A 1,800-nucleotide genomic window follows, 5' to 3' on the forward strand; every position below is an offset into this window, starting at 1 on the left:
CCATCTAAACCTCCGCAAGGGTACTCCCGCCACAGTCGCAGACTTGGCGGTGACGGGGAATTGCGGGACTATTGAGGGGGTTCAATACCCTCTCAATAGTCAGGACTGGCTTGTTTTTCAACATAAGATTTAAGCTGCTCAAGGGTAACGCCTCCACATGAGGCGACAAAATACGCACCTGTCCAAAAGACTGGCTTGTTATAGAACTGATTGACGTGTTCATGGAACTCCTTACGAATTAAACGACTAGAAACGGTCTTGAGATTATTGACCAATTTACTCACCTCGACATCTGGCGGGTAACTAATAACTAAGTGAACATGGTCTGACTCTCCGTTGAATTCTGTGACTTTACTTTTCCACTTGGCACAGGTACTTTCAAATATGCTTTGTAGCCGATTAAGCATCGATTGGTTAATTACTTTTCTCCGATATTTTGTCACTAACACTAAATGAATATTAAGGCTATAAACTGCTCTATGACTTATGTTGTAACTCATTCCACTAAATGGTATCATGAGTATATGTTACTCACTTACCAGTACAAACTCAAGCCCACTCAAGAGCAGGTCGTCACACTGGAAACCTGGGGCGAGTTGTTGCGCCGTCATTGGAACTATGCATTGGGGCAAAGATTGGACTGGCTAAGACGTACAAGGTCGCAGATTGACCGATGCAGTTTGATTTGTGAACCAATAGGGGAGATACCAAATAAAGCAGACTATTATACACAGGCAAGTGACCTCAAACGAACTAAAGAACTATTTCCCGACTACAAAAACATCTATGCCGACTGCCAACAACAAAACCTGATGAGGTTGGACAAGGCATGGAAACGTTGGCTGATACCAGATAGCAAGGGGAAGCGGGGAGGTAAACCACGTTTTAAGAAACGTGGCGATATCTGCTCTTTCACGTTTCCTCGTGTCAATTCTCCAAAAGCAGGCGCACACTTAGCAGGCAATATTCTCAAATTATCCAAGATTGGTGAAATTGAAGTTATCTTGCATCGACCAATACCGGATGGTTTTGAGATTAAGCAAGCAACAATTTTAAGTAAGGCTGATGGATGGTATTGCAGTTTTTCTTTAGAAGATAAAACCGTTCCCGCCTTGCTGCCTATTGATGAAATCAAAACTGCTACTGGCATAGATGTTGGGTTAGAAAAGTTTTTAACTACTGCTGATGGACAAAGCGTGTCCGTCCCTCAGTATTACCGCAAAGCGCAATCTACATTAGCCCGTCAGCAACGCCAACTTGCTCGTAAAGTTAAAGGGTCTAAGAACTATCACAAGCAAGCGAACTCGGTTGCTAGACTTCATTTGCACGTTGCAAGACAAAGAAAAGAGTTTCATTATCAAGTCGCTCATTGGTTGGTTAATTCCTATGACTTAATTGTTTTTGAAAACCTGAACATTAAAGGTTTAGCGAGAACACGACTAGCTAAATCGATACTTGATGTTGCCTGGTCAGCATTCCTCCAAATCATGCAAGCAGTAGCGGTAAAACGCGGCAAGCATACAACAGGAGTTGACCCCAGAGGCACCAGTATCAATTGTTCGAGTTGTGGTGAGAGAGTAGAAAAGACTCTTGCAATTCGTGTTCATAGTTGTTCTTGTGGATTGGTCATTGACCGCGACTGGAACAGTGCATTGAATCTTTTAAAACGTGGGTCGGTTGGACTACCGATTCCTGGCTGTGGAGGCTTAGACAGTAGTCAGCCTATGAAGCAGCAAGTCTCATTTGTGAATTTGAGATGCTCCCGCTATATTGCTTGCAATTAGCGGTGAGAGTTGTCAC

Annotated in this window: 2 protein-coding genes; one reads left to right on the forward strand and one right to left on the reverse strand. The window is 43.3% G+C overall.

Translation table 11 applies throughout. The features are described from left to right. Positions 1-92 precede the first annotated feature (92 nt). Entirely contained in the window at positions 93-518 is a 426-nt protein-coding gene (gene tnpA / locus ACM0OT_RS23720; RefSeq protein ID WP_414566827.1) for an IS200/IS605 family transposase, read from the reverse strand. On the opposite strand from tnpA, the gene ACM0OT_RS23725 reads away from it, so the two are divergent. Then, positions 480-1,784: an RNA-guided endonuclease InsQ/TnpB family protein gene (locus ACM0OT_RS23725; protein ID WP_414566828.1), complete on the forward strand. Its 1,305-nt coding sequence runs from the start codon at positions 480-482 to the stop codon at positions 1,782-1,784. The two genes, tnpA and ACM0OT_RS23725, sit on opposite strands and share 39 nt — an antisense overlap. Positions 1,785-1,800: the final 16 nt, after the last annotated feature.

This window comes from Anabaena sp. CCY 9613 (assembly GCF_963920895.1).
GTDB lineage: Bacteria > Cyanobacteriota > Cyanobacteriia > Cyanobacteriales > Nostocaceae > Cyanocohniella.

What these genes read in the sequence shown, in the direction of transcription:
- ACM0OT_RS23725 (WP_414566828.1), top strand. Translation starts at nt 480, where the DNA reads ATGACTTATGTTGTAACTCATTCCACTAAATGGTATCATGAGTATATG.
- tnpA (WP_414566827.1), bottom strand. Translation starts at nt 518, where the DNA reads ATGATACCATTTAGTGGAATGAGTTACAACATAAGTCATAGAGCAGTT.